This window comes from Curtobacterium sp. BH-2-1-1, from assembly GCF_001806325.1.
Taxonomy (GTDB): domain Bacteria; phylum Actinomycetota; class Actinomycetes; order Actinomycetales; family Microbacteriaceae; genus Curtobacterium.
In genome coordinates, this window is the sequence record NZ_CP017580.1 from 714,192 (window position 1) to 735,437 (window position 21,246).

Below are 21,246 nucleotides of genomic sequence, written 5' to 3' on the forward strand. Positions count from 1 at the left end.
TCGCCCGGAGCGCGTGGCCGGGTCTACGACGTGCAGCGCGCGAGCTTCGCGGTGCTCTTCCCGGAGGCGATCGTCTGCAGGTCGGTGACCGCCTGGTCGAGCGTGGCGACCTTGTAGACGTCGAGTCCGTCCGGGACGTGGCCGACGACCTCGCCGCAGTTGTCGGCCGGCGCGAGGAAGACGGTCGCGCCGGCGTCCTTCGCGCCGTAGAGCTTCTGCCGGATGCCGCCGATCGCGCCGACCTCGCCGTCGGCGGTGATCGTGCCGGTGCCGGCCACGTGCTTGCCGCCGTTGAGCTTGCCCGGCGTGATCTCGTCGATGATCCCGAGGGCGAACATCATCCCGGCCGACGGGCCGCCGACGTCCTGGAGCTCGATGGAGACGCGGAACGGGAAGTCGTACTGCTCGGTCACGCCCACGCCGATCAGGGCCGTGCCCTGCTCGCTCCGCGGCGTCAGCTCGACCGTCTTCTCGGCGCCGTCGCGTTCGACGACGACCGTCGCCGGGCCCGAGGTGCCGTGCTTCGCGACCAGCTCACGGAGCGAGGTCGCGTCGGCGTTCTCGGTGAGCGAGGTCCCGTCGAAGGAGCGGATGACGTCGCCCTTCTCGATGACGCCGTCGGCTGCCGAGTCCTTCTGGACCGTGCCGACCTCGAGGTCGGTGGGCAGCTCGTACCCCTGCTGGATGAGGGCCGCGGCCACGGCGGACTGCTGCGACTGCTGCATGTCGGCCGTGTCCTGCTGGTTCACCTGGTCGGTGGTGACGCCCTCGGGGTAGATCGCGGACGTCGGGATGACCGCCTCGGACTTCGTGAAGAGCGCGCGGATGACGCTCGTCCAGGAGGGGCGGTTCGTGGCGTCGCCCCGGATGCCGACGGTGAGCATGTCGAGCGCGCCGGCGGTGGGGTAGGTCGGGTGGCCGTCGACCTGGATGAGCTTGACCTGCTTCGCGTCCTTGCCCGTGCCCTGCTCCTGGGTCCCGATGGTGTTGTACACCGGGCCGGGGACCTCGATCAGGTAGGGGCTCGGCAGCAGGCTGGCGAGGAGCCCGAGGACGACGGCACCGATCACGAACGCCCAGCCGACGGTCCGGGAACGGGGACGACGACGGGGCTCGGCGGCGAAGAGGGTCACGAGAACGTCCTTCCACGGAAGCTGTTCGCCCTCGGCGCAGCGGTTCGGGCGTTCCCACGGGGGCGTCCCAGGCGCGGCCCCGTGAGCAGCGATTAGCGTAGTCGTCATGCCTGATGAACCGCAGCCGGGGCCGGACGACGACTTCCAGGAGATGCTCCGGAAGCTCCTCTCCGGCGAGGGCCAGATCGACCCGTCGCAGCTCGCCGGTGCCGCCGGACTGCCGAACGACCCGGCCTTCGTCGCGAACCTGATGAGCCAGCTGCAGCGTGCCGCGCAGTCGGGCGGTGACGGCATCGACTTCTCCGTCGCGTCCGAGCGCGCCACCGCGATCGCTCGTGAGGGCGGCCATCCGGTCGACCCCGCGACCTCGCAGGCGGCCGACCAGGCGTTCCAGGTCGCGGCGCTCTGGCTGGACGAGGCCACCTCGGTCGCCGAGCTCACCGCGACGCCGAGCCTCTACACGCGCGAGCAGTGGGCGAAGGCGACGACGCCGGTGTGGGCGCAGATCGCGGAACCCGTGGCGCTGAGCATCTCGAACGCCCTGACCGAGGCGATCGAGCAGCGTGCCCCCGAGCAGCTCAAGGCGATGCTCGGCGACGTCTCGAAGGCGATGCGCGGCGTCGGCGGCGCACTGTTCGCGATCCAGCTCGGCCAGGTCGTCGGGCAGCTCTCGAAGGAGGTCGTGTCCGGCGGCGACGTCGGCGTGCCGCTCCTCGACGAGCAGGTCGCCGCACTCCTGCCGCAGAACGTGGCCGAGTTCGCCGAGGGACTCGACGTCCCCGAGGACGAGGTCCGCATCTACCTGGCCGTCCGGGAACTCGCGCACGCACGGCTGTTCCGTTCGGCCCGCTGGCTCCGGCTGCACATCATCTCGTCGATCACCGACTACGCGCGGGGCATCCACATCCCGTTCGACCGCGTCGAGGAGCTCGCGTCCGAGATCGACCCGACGAACCAGGAGCAGCTCCGGGACGCCCTCGCGTCCGGTGCCCTGATCCCGCCGCGCACCGAGGAGCAGGAGGCCGCCCTCGCCCGCCTCGAGACGATGCTCGCGCTCGTCGAGGGCTGGGTCGACACCGTGACCGCCGCCGCCACCGAACGCCTGCCGAAGTCCGGCGCGATCGCGGAGATGGTCCGTCGTCGTCGTGCGGCCGGTGGTCCGGCCGAGTCGGCGTTCGCGACCCTCGTCGGCCTCGAACTGCGTCCCCGTCGCCTCCGCGAAGCAGCAGCGATGTGGCAGCGGGTCACCGACGAGCTCGGCACCGAGCAGCGCGACGCGCTCTGGTCGCACTTCGACGCGGTCCCGACCTCGGACGACATCGACGCGCCGGACGCCTTCGTGGCCCGGCTGCGCAACCCCGGGCGCTCCGCCGAGGACGACGAGTTCGACAAGGCGCTCGAGGACCTGCTCAACGACGCCACCGGTGACCGTCCGCGCGAGGACGAGTCCGGCAACGTCGACGAGGGCGACGCTCCGAAGTAGTTCTCCACAGATCCGCTGTCCCTGCCCCGCCCGGGCGTCACGTCCGCCAGCGTGGGGGCATGGGCATCCGCATCGATCCGACCCTCGAGTTCGTCTGGCGCGACCCGACCACCGTCCAGCTCGGGGTCGACCCACCGCGCGCCGTCGTACCGGTCCCGAGCACGGCCGAGGAACGGTTCCTGTGCGCACTCCGCCGCGAGACCGGCCGTGACGCACTCTCCGGGGTCGCCGCGGCGATCGGGTGTCCGCCTGGTCTCGCCGCGCGTGTGCTCGGGGACGCCTCGCCCGCGGTCGTCGACGTCCTGCCGGAACCGCTGGCCCGGGTCGAGGTGCACGGCACCGGGACCCTGCCGGACGCGGTCGCCGAACTGCTCTCGGGCGAGGGCGTCACGGTCGCGCGCACGACGGCGCCGCGTGGTGGACCGGTGACCGTCCCCGACCCGGATCCCCGGCTCGCCGTGGTGGTTGCCGACCACGTCGTCGACCCGGCGGTCCGCGCGGCCTGGACCCGGCGGGGCACCGCGCACCTGCCGGTCGTCGTCGGGGACGGACGCGTGCGCCTCGGGCCGTTCGTCGTCCCGGGTGCCGGGCCGTGCCTCCAGTGCGTCGAGTACGCGCACGTCGACGACGACCCGTGCTGGCCGGCCATCGCGGCGCAGGTGTGGGGCCGCCCCGCGGCACCGCTCTCGCCCTACCGGATCGCGGCGGTCGCGGCGGCGGCGACCCGGATGCTCCTCGAACGGCTGCCGTCCCGAACCCAGCACCCCGGTCCGGACCAACTGGTCTTCGACCGCGACGACCTGTCGGTCAGTCGACTCCCGGTGACGTTCCATCCGCGCTGTTCGTGCCGAGCGCTGCCAGGAACCGACTCGCCACCCGGGCTCCCCCACGCGTGGAACCCTGTCGCGACCACGTGACCGTCACCGACCGGCGGGCACGGGTCAGCCCGACGTAGAAGAGCCGGCGTTCCTCGTCGATCTCGGCGTCGGTGGTGGCGTACGAGATCGGGAGCAGCCCCTCGGCCGCACCGATCACCACGACGTGCGGCCACTCGAGGCCCTTGGACGAGTGCAGCGTGGCGAGGGTCACGGCGTCCAGCTCCGGCTCGTGGTGCGTCGCGGCACGGTCCACCAGGTCCTGCGTGAACTGCTGCATCGTCGTGCCGGCGGGAGCGTCCTCGGCGAGGCCCATGATCGCCTGCAGCGCTTCCCACTGCTCGCGCACGGCGCCGGTGCCCTCCGGTGGCGTCGGCGTCCACCCGCTCACCTGCAGCACGAGGCCGACCCGCCGGGTGAGCTCGTCGTCGGTCTGCCGGACGGCCTCGCCCCGCATGTGGTGCACCGCGAGCTTGACCTCGGGGCGGTCGAAGAAGCGGGTGCCGCCCTGGACCCGGTACGGGATGCCCGCGCGTCCGAGCGCCGACTCGACCGCGGCGGCCTGGGCGCCGAGGCGGTAGAGCACCGCGACGTCCCCGTAGGACGCGCCCGAGGCCGGGTCGGCGACCAGCGACGCGACGGTCCGGGCGACCGTCTGCGCCTCGTCGCCGTCGTGCACGCACGCGAGCACCTCGGGCCGTGGTCCGGGCTCGGTGTGCTGCGCGACGAGGTCGAGGGCGCCCGGTTGGCCGCGCATGAGCGCGTTCGCGGCGTGCACCACCTCGCGCGTGGAACGGTAGTTCCGCTCGAGCCGCAGCACGGATCCGCGGGGGAACTCCGAGCCGAAGCCGAGCAGGTAGCGACTCGACGCCCCCGCGAACGAGTAGATCGTCTGGCTGGCGTCGCCGACGACGCAGACGTCGTCCCGGCCGCCGAGCCACGCGCGCAGCAGGTCGTGCTGCACGGGCGAGACGTCCTGGTACTCGTCCACGACGAAGAAGCGGTACTGCTGCCGGACGTACGACGCCACCCGGGGTTCGGACTCCACCATGCCGAGCGTCGCGAGCAGGACGTCCTCGAAGTCGAGCTGCCGCCGGTCGTCCTTGAGCTGCTCGTACGCGCGCATGAGGTCGAGGACCCGGCGCGGCGGGGTGTCACGCGGCATGACCCGTTCGGCCGCCGCGGCCTCGTACTCGTCGTACGAGAGCATCTGGACCTTCCGCCACTCGACCTCGCCGGCCAGGTCGCGGAGCGTCGGGGTGTCCACCCGCAGGCCGACCGTGTCCGCAGCGTGCGCGATCATCCGACCCTTGGACTCGACGATCTTCGGGGCGTGGCCGCCGACGGTGTCCGGCCAGAAGTAGCTGAGCTGCGCCATCGCCGCGGCGTGGAACGTGCGGGCCTGCACCGTGCCCGCCCCGAGGGAGCGCAGCCGCGACCGCAGTTCGCCGGCCGCCCGGGTGGTGAAGGTCAGGGCGAGGACGTGGTTCGGCGCGTAGGTGCCGGTGGCGACGCCGTACGCGATGCGGTGCGTGATGGCGCGGGTCTTGCCGGTGCCGGCGCCGGCGAGGACGGCCACTGGACCGAGCAGCGTCCGGGCCACGGTGCGCTGTTCCGCGTCGAGGGCGGCGAGGAGCTCGTCCGGCGACGGTGGTCGGAGCGGCTCGGCCGGGGCCCCGGCGGCGGCGCTGCTCACGGCAGGTCCAGCGGCCCGCCGTACCACTCTTCGATGATGGCGCGGGCGATCGACGTCTTGCCCGGCAGCAGCAGGGTGTCGCCCGCACGCTCCCGGATCTCGTCGCGCGAGAACCACCGGACGTCGAGGATCTCCACGCCGTCCGGCCGGGCCGTCGTCGGGTCCCCGTCCACCGCACGGGCGCGGAAGCCGAGCATGAGCGACGCCGGGAAGGGCCACGGCTGCGAGCCGAGGTACTCGGGTTCCTCGACGCGGACGCCGGACTCCTCCCAGACCTCGCGCCGGACGGCGTCCTCGAGCGATTCCCCCGGCTCGACGAAGCCCGCGAGCAGCGAGTACCGGTCCGCGTCCCACGCCGCGTTCGACCCGAGCAGGATCCGGTCGTCGGCGTCGGTGACCCCGACGATGATCGCCGCGTCGGTGCGCGGGAAGTGCTCGTGTCCCTCGGGATCGCGACGCACCCAGCCGCCGGTGACCACATCGGTCGCGGATCCGGTGCGGGGCGAGAAGCCGTGCACGGCGTGCCAATTCGCCATCGCCACGGCCTCGACCGCGAGGCCCTGGTCGCGCGGCGACAGCTCGGTCCCGAACATCCGCAGGCTCTCCCACGCGTCGTCGGCCGGTTCGATCCGGGCAGCGGTCTCGGCGTCGAGGAACGCGGCGACGAACCGGGTGCCGGCGGGCGCATCGGGGGCGTCGGACACGGCGCGACCGAGGTACAGCGTCACCGCGTCGACCGGCACGGCATCGGCGGAGACGAAGCGGAGGGTGCCGTCGGCGTTCCGCAGCATCTCGGAGCCGCGGACCGGCAGGTACCGCGTCGACGGGTCGTCCCGCAGCACCCGGTCGAGGTCGTCCGACGTGCGGAACTCCGCGTCGCGGTCGAGGTCGTTGCGGGAGAGGGGCAGCCTCGCGGCGAACTCGACGGTCACGGCAGGGGGCTCCTCGGGTCGGATCGGGTCGGCGGTGCGGGAGCCCGGGCTGCCGCGGGCCAGCGTGGCGCACGCTCGACCACCGGCTGCGGACCTACCCTGAGGGGCATGGCGGGATCCCAGTTCACTCTAGCCGCGTTGGCGACCACGGCCGTCTCAGGCCTCGTCGTCACGGGCACGCGCACGCTCGGCTCGGCCGCGTCCGGGGACTACGAGTCGGCCGTCCTCCGCGACGCCGACGGCGCCTGGTCCGCGATCCGCCGCCCACGCAACCAGCGGGCCGAGGCCCGACAGTCCGCCGACCTCGTCGCGATCCGGGCGCTGAGCGCCGGGATCCGCACGCGCCTCCCGTTCGGCGTCGCCGAGTACCGCGGACAGGCACCGATCGGCTCGACCCGCGCCATCGTCACCTCGTACCTGCCCGGGACGCACCCGAAGCTGCAGGCCCTCGTCGAACGACCGGAGCTCGCGACCAGCGTCGGCCGGGCGATCGCCGCGATCCACCAGCTGCCGACGAGCTTCGTCACCGACGCCGGTCTGCCGTCCCTCACCCCGTTCGAGGTCCTGCGCTCCGCCGTCTCCGTGATGGACCGCGCGGTCGCCACGAAGCTCGTCCCGGCGGCGCTCAAGGAGCGGTGGGAGGGCGCGGCGCGCGACCAGCAGCTCTGGCAGTTCACGCCCACCGTCGTGCACGGATCGCTCGGCACCGAGACGATCCTGGTCTCCGGCGACGACGTCTCCGGCGTCATCGACTGGGGCGAGCTGCGGCTCGGCGACCCGGCGAAGGACCTCGCGTGGGTCCTCGCCGGCCGCAAGGACGCGTTCGACACCGTCCTCAGCGCGTACGAGGCGAACGGCGGCGGCCGGGACCGCCAGCTCGCGCAGCGCGCGCGGGTGCACCACGAGCTCGAGACCGCGCAGTGGCTGCTGCACGGCGTGCAGGTGAAGAGCACCGAGGTCGTCGACGACGCGGTCGCGATGATGCACCGGTTGGTGGACGCGGTCCAGACGCCGAGCGCGGCACCGCTGCAATCGGTCTCGCCGGAGACGATGGAGATCGGCGAGGTCGAGCAGCTGCTGTCGTCGACCGAGCGTCGGCACGGCTGACGCGCTTCGGCGCGGCTGACGCGCTCCGGCGCAGCTGACGCGCTTCGGCGCGGCGGACGCGCGTCGGCCCTGGAGGCGCGGCTCGTCCCCGCCCCGTTGCCGGCGGTCCTCCGTGCCACCGGTCCGGATCGAACCACGGTTCCGACATCGAACCAGCGTCCGCGCGTGGTTCGACGTCGGATTCGTGGTTCGACCTGCGGGCCCGCGTCAGCGCGGCTGGCCCGGCACCGAGCCGGCGCCGTGCCGGCGTCAGCGCGGCCGGCCGGCGTCAGCCGATCGCGTCCTGCCAGGCGCGCTCGAGTCCGGCGCGGTCGAGGAGTTCGCGCGGCCGGACCTCGAGGTCGTCGGCCACGAAGTAGAACACCGCGTCGACCTCGTCGATCGGGCGCCCGGTGAACTCCGCGTAGGCGACCCGGTACAGCGCGAGCTGCAACTGCCGCTTCGCCAGGTCGTCGTCGCCCGACGGGGCCTTGCCGGTCTTCCAGTCGACGACCTCGGCCCGGCCGTCGATCTCGTACACCGCATCGAGCTTGCAGACGACGCTGTGGCCGAGGAACGGGATGTGGATCTCCCGTTCGACCTCGATCGGTGTCAGCTCCGCCCACCGTGACCGGGCGAAGGTCGCCTGGAAGTCGGCGAGCCGCCGGGCGTCGTCGTCGGTGACCGCGACGTCCGCCGAGGCGTCGACCACGTCGTCCGGGTCGAGGTCGAGTTCGTCCGGCCAGGCGTCGAGCGTCTCGAGCGAACCGCCGCTGCGGGCACGCTGCTCGACCCACTGGTGGAAGAGCGTGCCGAGGCGGGTCGCACGGTAGGGCCGCTCCGGCATCGGGCGCCGCAGCCGCTCGGCCACGGCGTCCGGTTCGGCCAGGTAGTCCTTGAACCCGGAAGCCGGGACGCGGTGCGGGACGACCACCCGGTGCCGGGCCGACCGGTTCGCGGCGCGCTCGGCGAGCAACAGGTCGATGTCGGCGCTGAACCGACCGGCCGCCCCGGGGTTGGCGTTCCGCACGCGGTCGGCGGCGGCGACCACCCGGGCGGCGCGCTGCCCGAACGGCACGTGCGGCCAGGACTGCGTGGCCCCGGCGTCACCGAGGGGGTTCTCCTCGTGCTCGGTCGTCTCGGGCACGGCGGCGGCGTCCACGACACCGGCGTCGACGAGGTCCCGCAGGTACCGACTCGGCTCGGTGGGTCGGACCCCGCCCGCCCAGAACGAGCCGGAGACGAGCAGGTCGTGCTTCGCCCGGGTGAGCGCGACGTAGGTGAGGCGACGCTCCTCGTCCTCGTTGCGGGCCTTCACCTGTTCCTTGTAGACGTCGATCGCGAGCGTGACGTCCTTCTGCGTGTCGTGCCCGCGCCAGTCCAGTCGCGGCAGCTCGTCGGCGTCGCCCCGGAACTCGTACGGCAGCCGGCCGAAGCCGATCCACCCGGACGAGCCCTCCAGCGGGCGGGCCGGGAGCGCACCCTCGACCAGTCGGGGAACCGCCACGGCGTCCCACTCGAGGCCCTTCGACCCGTGGATCGTCAGGATCTGCACGGTGCCGGCCTCGGGCTCCTCGGAGCGGGGACCCATGTCGTCACGACGGGCAGCGGCGTCGATCCAGCCGAGGAACGCACCGAGGTCGGCCCGGTCGTCCGTGGTCACGAAGCCCGCGAGCTCGTCGATGAAGGCGTCGAGGAACGCCCCGCTCCCCTGCTCGTGCGCGGCGACCTCGATGTCGAGCCGCATCTCCTGCACGACGAGCGTGACGAAGTCGACGAGGTCGCCGCTGGCCCGGGACCGGAGCGCCTGGAGCTGGCGGCCGAGCTCGCGCATCCGGAGGCGTCCGGTCTCGCTGATGTCGGCGAGCGCGCCGTGCTCGTCCGGGGCGGTGGCGACGAAGTCGAGGGCGTCGACGATCGAGCCGTGCTCCCCCGCGGCGACCGATGCCCGGAAGGCTGCGGTGACGTCGTCGTCGAGTCGCTGCTGGGTGTGGTCGCGGCCGAACAGCCAGCGGGCCAGGGCGTGCAGGGCGGCGATGTCCGCGGCGCCGATCCGCCACCGGGCACCCGCGAGCAGCCGGATGAGGTCGTTGCCGGCGGCGGGGTCGTGCAGCACGCGGAGGCACGCGACGAGGTCGACGATCTCCGGCCGCTGCAGGAGTCCGCCGGTGCCGAGCACGTGGAACGGCACGCGACGGTCGCCCAGGGCGGCGGTGAACGCGGCGAGGTCCTTCCGCGAGCGGAGCAGGAGCGCCATCGACCCCGTCGGGTCGGCGGCGCGGCGCGCGGCGAACCACTCCGCCACGGCGGCGGCCTCGTCCGGGAGGGTCTCCGGGAACACGGCGTGGACGGTCCCGGCGTCCGCACCGGGTCGGGGGACGAGGCGCTCGACGTCGACCTCGGACGCCTCGGACAGGGGCGCGACGACGGCGTTGGCGCCGGCGAGGACGTCGACCGGGTTCCGCCAGCTGGTGGAGAGCGCGAAGGTGACGGGGCGTGCGGCGTCGGCGCCGTCGTCGGACGTCCCGCCGAAGTCCCGCGGGAACCGGGCGAGGTTGGCGGCACTCGCCCCGCGGAACCCGTAGATCGACTGGTGGGGGTCGCCGACCGCCATCACCGGGTGCCCGCGGAAGAGCCGGGCGAGGAACCGCGTCTGCACGACCGAGGTGTCCTGGTACTCGTCGAGGAGCACCACGCCGTACCGCTGCCGGAGGTCGGTGACGACGCGCGGTGCCGACTCGGCCGCGGCGAGGGCGAGGGCGATCTGGTCGGAGAACTCCACGAACCCGCGGTCCACCTTCTGCCGACGGAACTCCTCCACCAGGTCGACGAGGGGCTCGAGGGCACCGATCGCGGCGACGGCGTCGGTGACCGCCCTGTACGCGCCACCGCGGGCGTTCCCCGGCAGCTGGAGCAGCTCGGCGAACTCGATCGCGAACCGACGCAACCGCTCCGGTTCGACGAGGTGCTCGGACACCGCGCCGGCGAGCGAGACGACCGCGGCGGTCACGGTGTCGACGTCGCGGTCGAGCCCGGCCAGCCGGTCGTCCCGCGCCGCGACGACGACCCGGCGCGCGAGCTGCCAGGCGGACGGTTCGGTGAGCACCTGGGACTCGCCGTCGCGGCCGACGAGCAGGGCGTTCTCGCGGAAGACCGAGTTGGCGAACGCGTTGTAGGTGGACACCGTCGGCGCTTCGAACGCGTCACCGGCCTCGAGCAGCCCGACGTCCTCGAGCGCGCGGATGCGGTCGTTGATGCGGACCGACAGCTCGCCGGCGGCCTTGCGGGTGAAGGTCAGGCCGAGGATGCCGTCGGGGCGGACCATCCCGTTCGCGAGCAGCCAGACGACCCGCGACGCCATCGTCTCGGTCTTCCCGCTGCCGGCTCCCGCGACGACGAGCGCCGGGGTGAGCGGGGACTCGATGACGGCGCGCTGCTGCGCCGTGGGGCGCGGGCGTCCGAGGGCGTCGGCGATCGCGTCGGCGTCGTGCCGAGGCGGCTCGACGCGGTCGGGGTCGGCGGTGCGGGCACCGTCGGGGCCGAGCAGCTGTTCCTCGTTCACCAGGTCACCTCGCCCACGACGTGGATCCGGCACTCGACGCCGGTCCGGGCCTTCTCGCAGTGGTCGTCGACGTTCGCCAGGAAGGTCCGTCCGGCCATGCCCGTCGCCACGGTGTGCAGCCGCTGGCGGTAGGCCTCACGCGCCTCGTCGTCGAACGCCTGCTGCGTCCGCTCGGAGTAGGCACGGCCACTGCGGGCGTTCTGCACGAACACGAGCCGGGCATCGGCCATCGCCGAGCCGGCGGCGACCCCCTCGACCGCGCCGTCCTCGACCGCGAGCTGGTACGCGCCGAGCTGGGGGTGCTCGGGCATGTCGTTCTTCTCGCTCGGCATCGAGCGCCCGGTCTTGAGGTCGACGACGCTGACCCGGCCGTCCGGGTCGACCTCGATCCGGTCGATGCTGCCGCGCATCCGCGCCGGCCCGGTGACGAGCGCGAACGAGGTCTCGGCGCCGAGCAGTCGGCGTCCGGCGCTCGCGAAGGTACGGAGGTAGTCGCTCAGTCCCTCGATCATGCGACGGGTGCGGGCGCGTTCGCGATCGGCGATCCACGGCGACTCGAACGTCAGCTCGTCCCACCGGCCCTCGACGTGCTGCCACAGGGACTCCACGTCGACGGCGGTGGCGTGCTCCATGGTCTCGTGCACGATCGTCCCGATGCCCATCGCGGGGCTCGGGGCGCTGCCGCCGAAGGTCTGCACGAACCAGTGCACGGGGCACTCCTCGAAGGTGCCGATGCGGGAGGGCGAGACCGACACGGTCGGGGGCACGGGCTCGCCGCCCTCGTGCTCGGGTGCCGGCTCGGCGTCGAGGTCGACGAGGGGGTCGTCGGTCGAGGGCTCGGCGAGCCCGTACCACTCGTCCGGAGCGGCGCCGGGGACCTCGGCCTCGGCCAGGCGCGCGAGGGCGGACGCGGCCTCGTGGTCGCCCGAGGCCACCACGCGCCGACGGAGCGATCCGGCGAGGCCGCGCAGGGACAGCGGGTGCACGGTCGGCTGCCGGTCGGGCGGCACGGGCACGAGGCGGACGAACGGCGAGGGCGACTCGTCGTCGTTCGCCACCGTCCCGATGATCACCTGGGTGGTGGCGCGGGACACCGCACGGGCGAACAGGCGGAGTTCGTCGGCGATCACGGCGGCGCGGTCGTCGATCGCCTCGTGGTCGATCCCCGCGGCGGCACGGACCAGGCCGTCGGGGTCGAGCAGGCTGCCCCGTACCCGGGTGTTCGGCCAGACGCCGTCCTGCAGCCCGAGCACCACCACGACGTCGCACTCGAGCCCGATCGTGGCCGAGGGGGTGAGCACGCGGACCCGGCCGGCGGTGCGGTCGGGCCCGATCGAGTCCTCGGGCAGGTCGGCGCCGAGCAGGTCGTCGACGAACACCCGCCCGGGGGCGTCCGGCGTCCGCTCGACGAACCGCTTCGCCGCGGTGAACAGGCCGACCACGGCGTCGAGGTGCCGGTCGGCCTCGGCCGCACCGACCCCGCCGGCGGCCGACTGGCCGCCCCAGGCGCCGGCGAGCCCGCTCCGTTCCCAGAGCCCCCAGAGGATCTCCTCGATGCTCGCACCGGACTCGGCGTCGTGGTGCGCCTGCACCAGGCTCCGCGCGAGCCGCGTCGCGCGTCGGGCGAACCCGGCGTCGACGGTCGCCAGGCGCTCGGGCGCGCCGAGTGCGTCCACGAGGAGTTCGTCGGCCGTGCGGGTCCCGCCACCGGCGAGTTCTTCCCGCCGCAGGGCGAGACGGAGTCGCCGCATCGCCAGGGTGTCGAGCCCGCCGAGCGGCCCGGTCGCGAAGGACGTGGCGAGCACCGGGTCGAGCGGGAGGACCCCGAGCGCGACGGCCGCGGCGTCGAGCAGGGACCGCGCCGCGGTGTCGTCGCGGGGTCGGACGGGCGCGGCCCCGGCGGTCGCGGGGACCTCGGCCACGGAGAGCGCGCGGACGAGCTCAGGGATCGCGGCACCACTGCGGGTGACGATGGCCATCCGGTGCCACGGGACGCCGTCGAGCAACCGGTGTTCGCGGAGCCGCCGGGCGATCGCGACGACGAGCGCGGCACGGCTCGCGCCCTCGAGGTGCACGACGGCGTCGGGGCGGGCGTCGGCCGTGGTCGCCACGGCGGTGCGCTGCCGTCCGGCCGCGGCGGCACCGATGCGCGCCGTGATGCCGGAGACGAGCGCGCGGACGGGTGCCGCGTGCCGGTGCACCGTGCCGAGGACCAGCTCGTCGACGCGGTCCACACCGAGCCGGGAGGCCAGGCGACCGAGCACGTCGGGCTCGGCCCCGCGGAACGCCGACGCGGCGATGTCGGGGTCACCGAAGGCGACGATCTGCACGCCGGAGCGGGCGAGCGCCCCGAGCAGCGCGATCTCCCCCTCGACGAGCTCCTGCGTGTCGTCGACCACGACGAGGCGCAGCGCGGCGACGCTCGCCGGGACCTGCCCCCGCAGGACGGCGGCCGTGGCGTAGGCGACGAGTTCGGCGGCGTCGAGGCTGGTGGCCCGGAACGAGGTCACGGCGGCGCGGTACTCGTCGACGAAGTCCCCGACGGCCCGCCACTCCGGACGCCCGGTGTCGTCCCCGAGTTCGCGCATGTCCTCGGGTTCCACGCCCGCGGCGACCGCCCGCATCATGACGTCGCGCAGGGCGGTGCGGAAGCCGGCGCGTTCGCGGACGACGGCGGTGATCGGTGCCGGCCAGTCCGGACCCGTGCCGTCGGTCTCGTGCCCGTCGAGCAGGTCGGCGATGATGCGGTCCTGCTCGCCACCGGTCAGCAGGGTCGGGGTCTCGAGGCCCTGGACGGCGGCGGCGTGCGCGACGAGCTGGAAGGCCAGCGAGTTCACCGTGCGTGCGAGTGCACCCGGCATCACCCGGTCGACCGAGGCGGCGAGCCGGTCGCGGAGCGCGGCGGCGGCCGTGCGGGCGCTCGTCAGGGCGAGGACGGTGGCGTGACCGTCGGGCGAGATCGCGTCGTCGCGCGTGAGCCGTGCCGCCACCAGCCGCGACAGCGTGGTCGTCTTGCCGGTGCCCGGTGCGCCGATGACCGCGGCGTGCCGGCCGTCCGGCAGCGCGAGCACGGCGGCCTGCGATGGGTCGGACGCCAACGCCCGCGCGACGCCCGCGGCCTCGGGTGCGGGCGTGAGCGTCGTCTGGGGCACCCTCGTACGGTAACCGCAGCGACCGACAGTGCGCCTGCGGCGAACGCCCCATGGCCGTCGGGGCCGCTCGGATACGCTGTGCTCGTGGACATCAAGATCGGCATCACCAACAGCCCGCGCGAGATCGCGTTCGAGACCGCCCAGACCGCCGACGAGATCGAGAAGGCCGTCGCGGCCGCGCTCGACGACAAGGCGACGCACCTCTCGCTGCAGGACGACAAGGGCCGTCGGTTCATCGTCCCCGTTGCGTCCCTCGCCTACGTCGAGGTCGGCGCGGAGGAGTCCCGTCGCATCGGTTTCGTCGCCTGACGTGGAGCTGCTCTTCGCGGTCCTCGGCGGGCTGATCCTCGGAGCCGTCGCGCACGTGGTCCTGCCGTGGCGCTCGAGCCGTGGCTCCCTGCTCGGCCCCGCGGTCGGCGGCATCGTCGCCGCGGTGCTGTGGGAGGCCCTGACCTGGGCCGGCTGGCAGTACGACGCGACCTGGATCTGGGTCGTCGCCCTGGTCGGTGCCGGTGTGGTCGCCCTCGTCGCGGAGTGGGTCCTCGGCAAGCGCCGTACGGCTGCCGACGCGGCGTACTACGAGCGCGTCAAGGCCTCCGGCGCCTGACCCGGGGGCCGTCAGGCTGTCAGGCCGAGCGCGTCCATGCGCCGCGTGTGCGCAGCGATGAGCTCGGTCCAGACCGGCTCGAGCCGTTCCTGGTCCTCACGCGCGTGCGACGCGAGCGCCGACCGGGCCACGAGCAACGTGTCCCCGACGAGCCGCCGCCCCCACATCGCCAGTCGCGACCCGACCTGCGGGTCCTCGGCGATGCGTTCGGTGAGCTCCTCGACGACGGCGGCTTCCTCACGTGCGTCGAACACGGTCTTCAGGCGCTGCCGGACCTCGGCCGGGAGCGACCGGAGCAGCGAGCCGAACAGGTCGTTGAGGATCCCCGCGGTGACGTAGCCCGTGAGCATCGACTCGTACCAGTCCGCGCCGCTCGTGCGCTCGAGGAACAGGTCGATCGCCTCACGGTGGGGGGCCATCAGCGCAGCCGGGTCACCGCCGGTCCGTTCGATCTCGGCGACGATGGCGCGGTGCCGCTCGAGCGCCGTCGTCGCGAGCACGCCGGTGACGAGCCGGCCGGACAGGGTCGGCGCACCGGCCCCGGCGCGGCCCATCGTCTCGTAGAGCGAGAGTTCGAGGTACGCCGCCTGGCCCAGGTAGACGTCCAGCTCGGGGCTGACGTCGTCGAGCTGCAGACGTTCCACGGGCGAGGCGTTCCGCGGGTTCCGCGACGCGAGCCACGCGGACGCGAGCTCCGCCGCGCGCTTCCGGTTCCACCACGACACCACGGCTCCAGCATAGGGGCCTGGAGAACCGAGCCCGACCCGCCGGTAGACTGGTCGGGACTTCCACCAGAACTAAGGTGATTCTTTGACTTTCGCAGACCTCTCCATCGAGCAGGACATCGTCGACGCGCTCGCGACGAAGGGCATCCTCGAGCCCTTCCCGATCCAGCAGCAGACGATCCCGCTCGCCCTCACCGGCCAGGACATCATCGGCCAGGCCAAGACGGGTACGGGCAAGACCTTCGGCTTCGGCCTCCCCCTCATCCAGCGCCTCGGAGCCGACCCGGCGCCCGGCGTCAAGGCCCTCGTCGTCGTGCCGACCCGCGAACTCGCGGTCCAGGTGACCGAGGACCTCGAGCTCGCCACCTCGAATCGCCCGACGACCATCGCGGCGATCTACGGCGGCAAGGCGTACGAGGGGCAGATCGAGCAGCTCAAGGCGGGCGCCCAGATCGTCGTCGGCACCCCCGGGCGCCTGATCGACCTGCAGCGCCAGCGCCTGCTCGACCTGTCGCACGTGCAGGAGGTCGTCCTCGACGAGGCCGACCGCATGCTCGACCTCGGGTTCCTGTCGGACATCGAGCGCATCTTCCAGGCCATCCCCGAGGTGCGGCACACGATGCTGTTCTCGGCGACGATGCCCGCGCCGATCGTGGCGCTCGCCCGCCGCTTCATGAGCCGCCCGGTGCACATCCGCGCGACCGACCCCGACGAGGGTCTGATGCAGGCGAACATCAAGCACCTCATCTACCGCGCCCACTCGCTCGACAAGGACGAGGTCATCGCCCGCATCCTGCAGGCCGAGGGGCGCGGCAAGACCGTGATCTTCACCCGCACGAAGCGCGCCGCCGCGAAGCTCGTCGAGGAGCTCAAGGACCGCGGGTTCAACGCCGCAGCGGTGCACGGCGACCTCAACCAGGAGCAGCGCGAGCGTGCCATGGCCGCCTTCAAGGCCGGCAAGCGCGACGTGCTGATCGCCACCGACGTCGCGGCCCGCGGCATCGACGTGGACGACGTCACGCACGTGATCAACCACACCATCCCGGACGACCCGGACACCTACCTGCACCGTGCCGGGCGCACCGGCCGTGCGGGCAAGACCGGCATCGCGGTCACGTTCGTCGACTGGGACGACCTGCACAAGTGGACGCTGATCGACAAGGCGCTCGAGTTCGGCATCCCCGAGCCCGTCGAGACCTACTCGTCGTCGCCGCACCTGTTCGAGGAGCTCGACATCCCGGCCGGCACCAAGGGCCGTCTGCCCGGCGCTTCGGCGCACGCGGCATCGGCCGGTGGCCCCGCCGAGAAGCAGTCGGGCGACCGTCCGCGCAGCGGCTCGCGTCCGCCCCGCACCCGGACGCGGTCCGGCTCGGGTTCGGCATCCGGTTCCGGCAACGGCTCGGGAGGCGCGGCACGGTCCGCCTCGCAGCCTGCGGACGCCGAGTCCCCGGCCCAGTCCGGTGGTGCCGAGGGCGCACCGGCCGACGGTTCGACCGACGGCGCCGCGAAGCGTCGTCGTCGGCGTCGCCGCCGCGGGAGCGGCAGCGGCAGCGGCTCGTCCGAGGCGACCGCCTCGGCGCCGCAGGGGTCGTCGGACGGCGAGTAGCGCCTCCAGGCCGTCACACCGAAGGGTCCGTCGCCGACGCGACGGGCCCTTCGTCGTCCCCACCTGGCGGAGCGGCCGCGCTGGTCAGGCCAGGCGGGAGCCGACGCCGACGACGGGCGCGCTGCCGGTCGCCTCGGAGCGGATGGCGTCGAACGCCGCCAACGCCGTGCGGTGCTCGCCCAGCCGGTTCGGCTTGCCCGTGCCGTGGTAGTCGCTCGACCCGGTGACGAACAGGCCGTACCGCGTGGCCCAGTCGAGCAGGGTGCGCTTGCCGTGCGCGAGGTTCTCGCGGTGGTCGACCTCGAGCCCGCCGAGCCCGGCCTCGACCAGTTCGCGGAGCATCGGCTCGTCGATCACGATCCCCCGCGACGACGCGGCGGGATGGGCGATGACGGGGACGCCGCCGGCCTGTCGGATGAGCTCGACGCCCCGGAGCGGGGACGGCGCCTCGTGCGGCTCGTAGTACCCGGAGGCCGGGTGCAGGATCCCCCGGAACGCCGCGCTGCGGTCGGCCTCGAGCCCGCGGGCGACGAGGGCGTCGGCGATGTGCGGGCGGCCGATCGTGGCCCCGTCGCGGGACTGCGCGAGCACGTCGTCCCAGGTGATCGGGTGGTCGCGGCCGATGCGGTCGACCATCCGGCGGGCCCGGGCGAGGCGTCCGTCGCGGATCCGTTCGGTCTCGGCGACGAGCGCCGGGTCGGCGGGGTCGACCAGGTAGCCGAGGACGTGCACGCTGCGGTAGCCGACGCGGGTGCTCAGTTCGAGACCCGGGAGGAGCGTCACCGGCAGGTCGCGGACGGTCGCCGTGGCCTCGTCCCACCCCGCGGTCGTGTCGTGGTCCGTCAGGGCGACGGCGTCCAGTCCGGCGGCTGCTGCCGCCCGGACGAGGTCCGCGGGTCGCTCGGTGCCGTCGGAGACGCTCGAGTGCGCGTGCAGGTCGATGAACGGATCGGGCACGTCGACAATGCTATCCACAGGTGAGCGGGCGCACAGGCCGCGGAGCCACGGGCGGTGCGATGATGGGTGCATGTCCGACACCACGCCCCGCGCGACGAGCAACCGTTCCACCACCCCCGGATCCTCGACGTTCAAGGACTACATCGGCTCGCAGTGGGCCGATCGTGACCGTCCGCTGCCCGAGCCCCGCGAGCAGGCCGCCTTCGCTGCCGAACGCCGCGCGAAGCTCTCCGAGCTGCACCCGGGCCGGACGATCGTCGTACCGGCCGGCCAGGCCAAGGTGCGATCGAACGACTGCGACTACCCGTTCCGCCCGCACTCCGCGTTCGCGCACCTGACCGGCTGGGGCACCGACACCGTCGTCGGCTCCGTGCTCGTCATGACGCCGAACGGCTCCGGGCACGACGCCACGCTGTACTTCCGCGCGACCGCCGGGCGCGACTCCGAGGAGTTCTACGCCAACCCCGAGATCGGGGAGTTCTGGGTCGGCCCGCGCCCCTCGCTGGACGAGGTCGCGGCGGACCTCGGTCTCGCGACCGCCGACCTCGGCGCGTTCGACGCCGTGCGCGCCGGGCTCGACGCCTCGGCCCTCGTCGTGCGCGACGCCGACACCGGCCTCACCCGTGGTCTCGACGACCAGATCGGCAGCGCCGTCGGTGGCGCGCCCGAGGCCGACGGCGTGCCCGCGACGGACGACGCCCTCGCCCGCGACCTCTCCGAGCTGCGCCTCGTGAAGGACGCGTACGAGGTCAACGAGCTCCGCAAGGCCGTGAACGCGACCAAGGCCGGGTTCGACGACGTCATCGCCGACTTCGATGCGGTCCTGGCACACCCCCGCGGCGAGCGCATCGTCGAGGGCACGTTCAACCGCCGCGCCCGTGCCGACGGCAACACCGTGGGCTACGACACGATCGCCGCCTCCGGCCACCACGCCTGCATCCTGCACTGGACCCGCAACGACGGCGCCGTCGAGCCGGGCGACCTGATCCTCATCGACGCCGGGGTCGAGGTCGACTCGTTCTACACGGCCGACATCACCCGCACGCTCCCGGTCAGCGGCACCTTCACCGACGTGCAGCGCCTCGTGTACGAAGCCGTGCTCGAAGCGGCGGACGCGGCCTTCGCCATCGTGAAGCCCGGCATCACCTTCCGTCAGGTGCACGCCACCGCGATGGAGGTCATCGCCCGCAAGACCGCCGAGTGGGGCTTCCTGCCCGGCAGCGCCGAGGAATCGCTCCAGCAGGACAACCAGTTCCACCGGCGCTACATGGTGCACGGCACGAGCCACCACCTCGGCCTCGACGTGCACGACTGCGCGAAGGCCCGGCGTGAGATGTACATCGACGGCACCGTGCAGGCCGGCATGGTCTTCACGATCGAGCCCGGCCTGTACTTCCAGCAGGACGACCTCACCGTGCCCGAGGAGTTCCGCGGCATCGGCGTCCGCATCGAGGACGACATCCTCGTGACCGAGGACGGCGCCGAGAACCTGTCCGTCGGCATCCCCCGGACCCCCTCGGAAGTGGAGGGGTGGATCGCCCGCTCCGGCCGCTAGCCTGAGCGGGTGACGACACCGGAGGTCTCCCCCAGCCCCAGCGAGAGCGCGTTCTCGATCGACGTCGAGCACTTCGACTCCCCCGACGCCCAGCGGCTCCGCGCCGCCCAGCGCCTGGAGATCGACCGTGCGTACGGCGGCGACACCGAACCCGGCGACAAGCCGACGGCGGACTCCATCGCGGTGTTCTTCCTCGCGCGGGACGACGACGGCACGCCGCTCGGCTGCGGCGGGCTGCGGGTCGTGCAGGACGGCATCACCGAGATCAAGCGGATGTACGTCCGGCCGGAGTCCCGGGGTGCCGGTGTCGCGGCGGCGCTGCTGCGTCGGTTGGAGGATGCTGCGCTCGACCTCGGTTCGCCGGCGCTCGTGCTGGAGACCGGGAACGAGCAGAAGCGTGCGATCGGGTTCTACGAGCGCGAGGGGTTCACGCGCATCGCGAACTTCGGGCCGTACGTCGGGGTGCCGACCTCGATCTGCTACTCGAAGGTCCTCTAGCCCGAGCCCCGAGCGGGCGAAGTACGTCCCGCTCGCAGCACCTCGGCGGCCGTTCCCGCCCGCTCGACGACCTGCGCGCGGCGTGTCTCGCCCGCTCGACGACCTGCGCGCGGCGTGTCCCGCCCGCTCGACGGCCCGCGCGCGGCGTGTCCCGCCCGCTGGACGATCCGCGGGCGGGACGGCCGCGCGCCGAAGTCGCGAAAACGGCCGCTCCCCGCGACGGGGAGCGGCCGTTCGTGCGACCTCGGCGGACGTGAGCGGCGCGTCGTGCGACCTCGACCTCAGCCCCGACCCCGATCCCGACCCCGCCCCGACCGTTCCCTCTGGCTCAGCGGCCGCCAGCGACTCAGCGCGACTCGTCGTCCTTCGGGGGCGCGGACTCCGCGGACTCGGCGGAGCTCGGCGCCGGCGGCGTCGCCCCGGTCACCCGCTCCCCGTAGCGCGGCGGCTCCTCCGCACGCGGCTGCTGTGCGGACGCGGGCGCTGCAGGCGCGGGAGCGGTCGCCGGGGTCTCCCCGTAGCGCGGCCCCTCGTTCGTGCCGTAGCGCGGCGTCCCCGTCTGCGCGCCGGAGGACGGCGTGCCGGGCTGCTGCGCGCCTCCTGGCTGGTGGTGCGGTGTGGCGTGCCCACCGTAGGGCGATCCCTGCTGACCGGCGCCCCACCCGCCGCCGGACCCGGCCGACTGCCCGCCGGACCCGGGAGCACCGGAGCCGGACCCGGGACCCGGACGCCACGGCTGCTGCGGCGGCTGCCCCTGGAACCCAGTCCCCGGGCCGCTCTGCGGTCCCGGTGCACCCGGCGTACCGGGGTTCCAGTGCGTGGTGGGGGCGAGCCCGGCCTCACCGAGGATGCGACGTGCCTGACCCACGAGCTGCGGCTCGACGACGATCTGGTAGTTCGTCGCGAGGACCTGGTGCACACTCGTGAAGTCCCGCTGCCGCTTCGTGATCGCGAACGAGACGATGCCGTAGAGCATGCCGAACGCCGCACCGATGATGGCGGCGGCGAGGATGAGGCCGCCGGCACTCGGCGAGAAGAGCGTCAGCACGATGCCGAAGAAGATGCCGAGCCAGAGGCCGGACAGCGCGCCGGCGATCGCCGCACGGCCGTACGTCATCTTGCCGGTGACGCGCTCGACCGTCTTGAGGTCGTTGCCGACGATCGAGAGCTGGTTGACCGGGAAGTCGGCCTCGGCGAGCTTGGCCACCACGCGCTGGGCGTCGGGGTAGCTGTCGTAGGTGCCGAGGACGTCGCCCTTGGGCAGCGTCGGGAAGGCCTGGGCGGTCCGGCCGCCGAACGGGCTCTGATTGCTCACACAGCCATCATTCACCGCACACCTTGCAATCGCACGTGCACTCTCAGGGAAGCCGCCGACCGCC

16 protein-coding genes are annotated in these 21,246 nt (G+C 73.5%); 8 read left to right on the top strand and 8 right to left on the bottom strand.

Annotated elements, in window-relative coordinates; translation table 11 throughout:
* Window positions 1-23: 23 nt before the first annotated feature.
* Window positions 24-1,133: a PDZ domain-containing protein gene (locus tag BJK06_RS03250; protein WP_070416679.1), complete on the bottom strand. Its 1,110-nt coding sequence runs from the start codon at window positions 1,131-1,133 to the stop codon at window positions 24-26.
* A 106-nt stretch (window positions 1,134-1,239) separates the two neighbouring features.
* On the opposite strand from BJK06_RS03250, the gene BJK06_RS03255 reads away from it, so the two are divergent.
* Together BJK06_RS03255 and BJK06_RS03260 are read left to right on the top strand one after the other, a co-directional pair.
* Window positions 1,240-2,616, top strand: coding sequence for a zinc-dependent metalloprotease (locus BJK06_RS03255; protein WP_070416680.1), 1,377 nt, complete (start codon window positions 1,240-1,242; stop codon window positions 2,614-2,616).
* 59 nt (window positions 2,617-2,675) lie between these two features.
* Window positions 2,676-3,533, top strand: coding sequence for a hypothetical protein (locus tag BJK06_RS03260; protein WP_070416681.1), 858 nt, complete (start codon window positions 2,676-2,678; stop codon window positions 3,531-3,533).
* Here BJK06_RS03260 and BJK06_RS03265 read toward each other — a convergent pair.
* Window positions 3,424-5,187 carry an ATP-dependent helicase gene (locus BJK06_RS03265; protein WP_070416682.1) on the bottom strand — a complete coding sequence of 588 codons (1,764 nt, stop codon included), beginning with the start codon at window positions 5,185-5,187 and terminating at the stop codon, window positions 3,424-3,426. The genes BJK06_RS03260 and BJK06_RS03265 overlap by 110 nt on opposite strands.
* The gene (gene nudC, locus BJK06_RS03270; RefSeq protein ID WP_070416683.1) at window positions 5,184-6,119 is read right to left on the bottom strand and encodes an NAD(+) diphosphatase; all 936 of its coding nucleotides are present in this window, start codon (window positions 6,117-6,119) and stop codon (window positions 5,184-5,186) included. The genes BJK06_RS03265 and nudC overlap by 4 nt, the downstream gene beginning before the upstream one ends.
* Before the next feature lie 108 nt (window positions 6,120-6,227).
* Between nudC and BJK06_RS03275 the strand changes: the two genes are divergently transcribed.
* A complete protein-coding gene (locus BJK06_RS03275) occupies window positions 6,228-7,226 on the top strand; it encodes a phosphotransferase (RefSeq protein ID WP_070416684.1) in 999 nt (332 codons plus the stop codon).
* A gap of 268 nt (window positions 7,227-7,494) precedes the next feature.
* Here BJK06_RS03275 and BJK06_RS03280 read toward each other — a convergent pair whose 3' ends face one another.
* Together BJK06_RS03280 and BJK06_RS03285 are read right to left on the bottom strand one after the other, a co-directional pair.
* Window positions 7,495-10,767 carry an ATP-dependent DNA helicase gene (locus BJK06_RS03280; RefSeq protein ID WP_258027688.1) on the bottom strand — a complete coding sequence of 1,091 codons (3,273 nt, stop codon included), beginning with the start codon at window positions 10,765-10,767 and terminating at the stop codon, window positions 7,495-7,497.
* On the bottom strand, window positions 10,764-13,919 hold the full coding sequence (locus BJK06_RS03285) for a UrvD/REP family ATP-dependent DNA helicase (RefSeq protein ID WP_181015140.1): 3,156 nt from the start codon (window positions 13,917-13,919) through the stop codon (window positions 10,764-10,766). The genes BJK06_RS03280 and BJK06_RS03285 overlap by 4 nt, the downstream gene beginning before the upstream one ends.
* A gap of 84 nt (window positions 13,920-14,003) precedes the next feature.
* On the opposite strand from BJK06_RS03285, the gene BJK06_RS03290 reads away from it, so the two are divergent.
* Both BJK06_RS03290 and BJK06_RS03295 read left to right on the top strand, forming a co-directional pair.
* On the top strand, window positions 14,004-14,228 hold the full coding sequence (locus tag BJK06_RS03290) for a DUF3107 domain-containing protein (protein ID WP_070419176.1): 225 nt from the start codon (window positions 14,004-14,006) through the stop codon (window positions 14,226-14,228).
* A gap of 1 nt (window position 14,229) precedes the next feature.
* Window positions 14,230-14,526 carry a hypothetical protein gene (locus tag BJK06_RS03295; RefSeq protein ID WP_070416685.1) on the top strand — a complete coding sequence of 99 codons (297 nt, stop codon included), beginning with the start codon at window positions 14,230-14,232 and terminating at the stop codon, window positions 14,524-14,526.
* Window positions 14,527-14,537: 11 nt separating this feature from the next.
* On the opposite strand, the gene BJK06_RS03300 is transcribed toward BJK06_RS03295, so the two are convergent.
* Window positions 14,538-15,254, bottom strand: a complete 717-nt coding sequence (locus BJK06_RS03300; RefSeq protein WP_070416686.1) for a ferritin-like fold-containing protein — start codon at window positions 15,252-15,254, stop codon at window positions 14,538-14,540.
* Window positions 15,255-15,336: 82 nt separating this feature from the next.
* Here BJK06_RS03300 and BJK06_RS03305 point away from each other — a divergent pair, with 82 nt between their 5' ends.
* Window positions 15,337-16,857: a DEAD/DEAH box helicase gene (locus tag BJK06_RS03305; RefSeq protein WP_070416687.1), complete on the top strand. Its 1,521-nt coding sequence runs from the start codon at window positions 15,337-15,339 to the stop codon at window positions 16,855-16,857.
* Between the two features lie 84 nt (window positions 16,858-16,941).
* Here BJK06_RS03305 and BJK06_RS03310 read toward each other — a convergent pair whose 3' ends face one another.
* Entirely contained in the window at window positions 16,942-17,814 is an 873-nt protein-coding gene (locus tag BJK06_RS03310; protein ID WP_083295020.1) for a PHP domain-containing protein, read from the bottom strand.
* A 70-nt stretch (window positions 17,815-17,884) separates the two neighbouring features.
* On the opposite strand from BJK06_RS03310, the gene BJK06_RS03315 reads away from it, so the two are divergent.
* Both BJK06_RS03315 and BJK06_RS03320 read left to right on the top strand, forming a co-directional pair.
* Window positions 17,885-19,369: an aminopeptidase P family protein gene (locus BJK06_RS03315; RefSeq protein ID WP_070416688.1), complete on the top strand. Its 1,485-nt coding sequence runs from the start codon at window positions 17,885-17,887 to the stop codon at window positions 19,367-19,369.
* 9 nt (window positions 19,370-19,378) lie between these two features.
* The gene (locus BJK06_RS03320) at window positions 19,379-19,867 is read left to right on the top strand and encodes a GNAT family N-acetyltransferase (protein WP_092384196.1); all 489 of its coding nucleotides are present in this window, start codon (window positions 19,379-19,381) and stop codon (window positions 19,865-19,867) included.
* Between the two features lie 346 nt (window positions 19,868-20,213).
* Here the strand turns inward: BJK06_RS03320 and BJK06_RS03325 are convergent, their stop codons facing one another.
* Window positions 20,214-21,182, bottom strand: coding sequence for a general stress protein (locus BJK06_RS03325; RefSeq protein WP_070416689.1), 969 nt, complete (start codon window positions 21,180-21,182; stop codon window positions 20,214-20,216).
* Between the last annotated feature and the right edge of the window lie 64 nt (window positions 21,183-21,246).